Raw genomic sequence first — 3,338 nt, 5'->3', positions numbered from 1 at the left:
GCCATTCGCTGAACCGCTGCCAGCTTAACCTCGCGACTGAACCGCCGCCCAGGATCGTCCGTCCTCATTAGTCCTCCTAACGGAGAACTGTTACCATGCTTTTGTCTCAAAATCGGGGAGCACTACACTATGTCTCAGGAATAAACCGTAACCTACGTGTCCAGAATGGACCCCGAACAGTCTTGGCTGGGGCGCCAGGATTCGAACCTGGGAATGCCGGTACCAAAAACCGGTGCCTTACCGCTTGGCGACGCCCCACCACAGCTTGAGAGCGGAAACCCGCTTTGCCGGAAGCGAGGCCTGATTAGCAAAGGTCCGGCTGCCTCACAATCACTAACTTGCGCTTCCGGCAAATTTCTGTGCGCTTCTTCCTGCGCCGTGCTACGTCTTGGTTCGCCGATCAAAGTCTCAGGAGAGATGATGAGCCAGTACCGTGCCCGCCCGCCTGCCCTTGCGACGCTTCTTCTCGACGATGCCGTGGTTCGCATCACGCGCTGGGATTTCGAGCCGGGCGCGGATACTGGCGTGCATACCCACGGGCTCGGCTATGTCGTCGTGCCTATGACTGACTGCAAATTCCTGCTCGAGGATCGGAATGGCAGCCGGCGCGTCGATGTGGCCAAGGGTGCTGCCTACCGGCGCGAGGCGGGCGGCGAGCACAATGTCGTCAATGCCGGTAGCGAGCCGATGACCTTTATCGAGATAGAATACAAGTAAACCATGCCCAGTCCGACATTCGATCTTGCCTTCGACCCTCACTATGGCCGCGCGGTGGACGTTGCGCCGGGGGTCCAGCGCATCACGGCCAACAATCCGAGTCCTTTCACCTTCCACGGCACCAACAGCTACATCGTCGGTACCTCATCCGTCGCCGTCATCGATCCGGGGCCTGAGAACGAGGCGCATTTTGAGGCACTGATTAAGGCGCTCAAGGGCCGGACGGTCACGCATATAGTCGTCACCCATACACATCGCGACCACTCGCCGCTTGCCGCGAAGTTGCAGAGAGAGACAGGCGCCATCACCGTCGGCGAAGGTATGCACCGCGCAGCAAGGCCGCTCCATGACGGCGAGGTCAATCCCTTTGCCGAAAGCTCCGATACGCGTTTCGTGCCGGATATCTCGGTTGGCGACGGCGAGACCATCAAGGGTGACGGCTGGGCGCTGACGGCGGTGCTGACACCGGGACACGCCGCAAACCACGCGGCTTTCGCGCTCGAAGGCACCGGCATCCTCTTTTCCGGCGACCATGTCATGGCCTGGGCGACCTCCATCGTTGCGCCACCGGATGGCTCGATGGCCGATTACATGGCCTCGCTCGACAAGCTTATCGCACGCCGCGACCACCTGCTTTTACCGGGCCATGGCGGGCCGGTGAAACGTCCCGTCTCCTTCATGCGGGCGCTGAAGACGCACCGGCGCATGCGCGAGCGCGCCGTCGTGGAGCGGATGAAGGCAGGCGACCGGCTGATCCCCGATATGGTGAAGGTGATCTACCGCGACACAGACCCCAGGCTGCACGGCGCGGCGGCACTCTCCGTCTTCGCTCATATCGAGGACCTGGTGGAACGCGGCATCGTGCAGGCGGACGGACCGCCTTCGCTTTTCGGGGCGTATCAACTGTCTGCTGGAGAGGAACGATGAGACGGAATGACTATAGCTATCGGAGCGATGCCGCTGTTCCGGCCTTTCCGGACGACAAGCCGCTCATCATCTTCGACGGCGAATGCGTCTTCTGCTCCCGCTGGGTAAGGTTTGCGCTGAAGCACGACAAGGCCGGGCGTTACCGCTTCCTTGCCGCGCAATCGCCGCTCGGCACGGCACTTTACCGGCACTACGGCCTGGATGAGCGAGACTACGAGACGAATATCCTGCTCGAAGACGGCCGCGCGCATTTCAAATCCGAGGGTTCGATCCGCATGATTGCCCGGCTCGGCTTTCCCTGGTCGCTCGTCAGTATCCTTTACATCCTGCCGCGCCCGTTTGCCGACCGGCTCTATGAGTTCGTCGCCAGAAACCGCCTGAAGATCGCCGGGCGCCGGACAACCTGCTATGTGCCGTCGCCCGAGGAACGGAGCCGCTTCCTGGCGTGAGCGGTGCAGCACTTCGCATTCTCATCATCGGCGGCTATGTGGCACCTTCGGCGCCAAGCTGTCGCAGCTTCTTTGCGACGACGAGCGCTTCTGCCTGCTGATTGGAGGACGTTCGCTTGCCAAGGCGGTTGCTTTCGCGTCCAGCCTGGGCGGCAAAGCCGGCAAGGAGCCGGTGGTGTTCGACCGCAACGGCGATGTTTACAAGCAGCTGTCAGCGGTCGCGCCGGCCGTGACCGTAGACGCTTCCGGACCGTTTCAGACGATGGGCGGCGACACCTATCGCGTGCCGAGAGCCTGCATATCTCTCGGCATCGACTACGCCGATCTGGCAGACAGCCGCGAATTCGTCCGCCAGATCGCGGAGCTCGACGCGGAAGCGAGGACGGCAGGCGTATTCGTTCTGTCGGGGCTGAGCAGCTTTCCCGCTCTCTCCTTTGCCGCGCTCGACCGTCTGGCACAGGATTTTTCGCGGATCGATCATGTTTCATCGGGTATCGCGCCCTCGCCGCATGCCGACATCGGCCCCAACGTCATCCGGGCGATTACGAGCTATGCCGGAAAGCCCGTGCCGATCCTTCGCAACGGCATTTCCGCGACCGGCCTTGGGCTGATCGAATGGCATCGGGTGACGGTCGCACCGCCGGGGTGCATCCCGCTCAAAAGCGGACGTTTCAGACTGGTTGACGCGCCGGACCTCGATCTTCTGCCTCAAAGGTTCGAAGGCTTGTCATCAATGTTCACCGGTGCGGCAACAAAGCCGCAGAGCTTGCAACGGCTGCTGGCCGCAACGGCGCAACTGGTGCGGCTCAAGCTTCTTCCCTCGTTAATGCCATTTGCCCCGTTGATGCATCGGGCAAGCAAGCCCCTCGCCTCCGGCGAACACAGGGGCGGAATGTTCGTCCGCGCCTCGGGATCGGACCGGGCCGGCCAGCCGCTCGAGGCAAGCTGGCATCTGGTCGCGGAAGGCGATGACGGGCCGTTCGTCCCTGTCACCGGGCTGGAGGCCCTGATCCGAAAGCTGGCGAATGGCAATCGACCGGCCGATGGCGCGCGGTCGGCGGCTGGCGAATTTCCTCTTGAAGCGTTCGAAAGATGCTTCGAGCGTTTCGCCATCCACAGCGGCACGCGCCACGTCCGGCCGGGAGAGGTGGACCTGCCTCTCTACCGGCGCCTGCCTGGCTCGGCCTGGGAACAGCTGCCCCGTGCAATTGCCGCGACGCATGACACACCCGAAGGCGGGAACAG

At 62.6% G+C, this 3,338-nt stretch carries 3 protein-coding genes, 1 tRNA gene and 1 pseudogene; 4 read left to right on the top strand and 1 reads right to left on the bottom strand.

From position 1 onward, the window contains the following. Nucleotides 1–183 precede the first annotated feature (183 nt). Nucleotides 184–258, bottom strand: a tRNA-Gln gene (locus C9413_RS29980). A gap of 162 nt (nt 259–420) precedes the next feature. Here C9413_RS29980 and C9413_RS29975 point away from each other — a divergent pair. From C9413_RS29975 to C9413_RS29960, 4 genes and pseudogenes are all read left to right on the top strand, one after another. Further along, nucleotides 421–717 carry a cupin domain-containing protein gene (locus C9413_RS29975; RefSeq protein WP_039844228.1) on the top strand — a complete coding sequence of 99 codons (297 nt, stop codon included), beginning with the start codon at nt 421–423 and terminating at the stop codon, nt 715–717. Between the two features lie 3 nt (nt 718–720). Next, nucleotides 721–1,644 carry an MBL fold metallo-hydrolase gene (locus C9413_RS29970; protein WP_039844227.1) on the top strand — a complete coding sequence of 308 codons (924 nt, stop codon included), beginning with the start codon at nt 721–723 and terminating at the stop codon, nt 1,642–1,644. Beyond that, a complete protein-coding gene (locus tag C9413_RS29965) occupies nt 1,641–2,093 on the top strand; it encodes a DCC1-like thiol-disulfide oxidoreductase family protein (RefSeq protein WP_039844226.1) in 453 nt (150 codons plus the stop codon). Before C9413_RS29970 ends, C9413_RS29965 begins: the two co-directional genes overlap by 4 nt. After that, nucleotides 2,090–3,338: pseudogene (locus C9413_RS29960) on the top strand (saccharopine dehydrogenase); the annotation flags it as partial. The gene C9413_RS29965 and the pseudogene C9413_RS29960, both read left to right, overlap by 4 nt.

The organism is Rhizobium sp. SEMIA 4085 (assembly GCF_013004495.1).
Taxonomy (GTDB): domain Bacteria; phylum Pseudomonadota; class Alphaproteobacteria; order Rhizobiales; family Rhizobiaceae; genus Rhizobium; species Rhizobium gallicum.
The sequence above is the reverse complement of the archived record's forward strand: the minus strand, read 5'-3'. Positions and strand labels throughout refer to the sequence as shown.

What these genes read in the sequence shown, in the direction of transcription:
- C9413_RS29965 (WP_039844226.1), top strand. Translation starts at nt 1,641, where the DNA reads ATGAGACGGAATGACTATAGCTATCGGAGCGATGCCGCTGTTCCGGCC.
- C9413_RS29975 (WP_039844228.1), top strand. Translation starts at nt 421, where the DNA reads ATGAGCCAGTACCGTGCCCGCCCGCCTGCCCTTGCGACGCTTCTTCTC.
- C9413_RS29970 (WP_039844227.1), top strand. Translation starts at nt 721, where the DNA reads ATGCCCAGTCCGACATTCGATCTTGCCTTCGACCCTCACTATGGCCGC.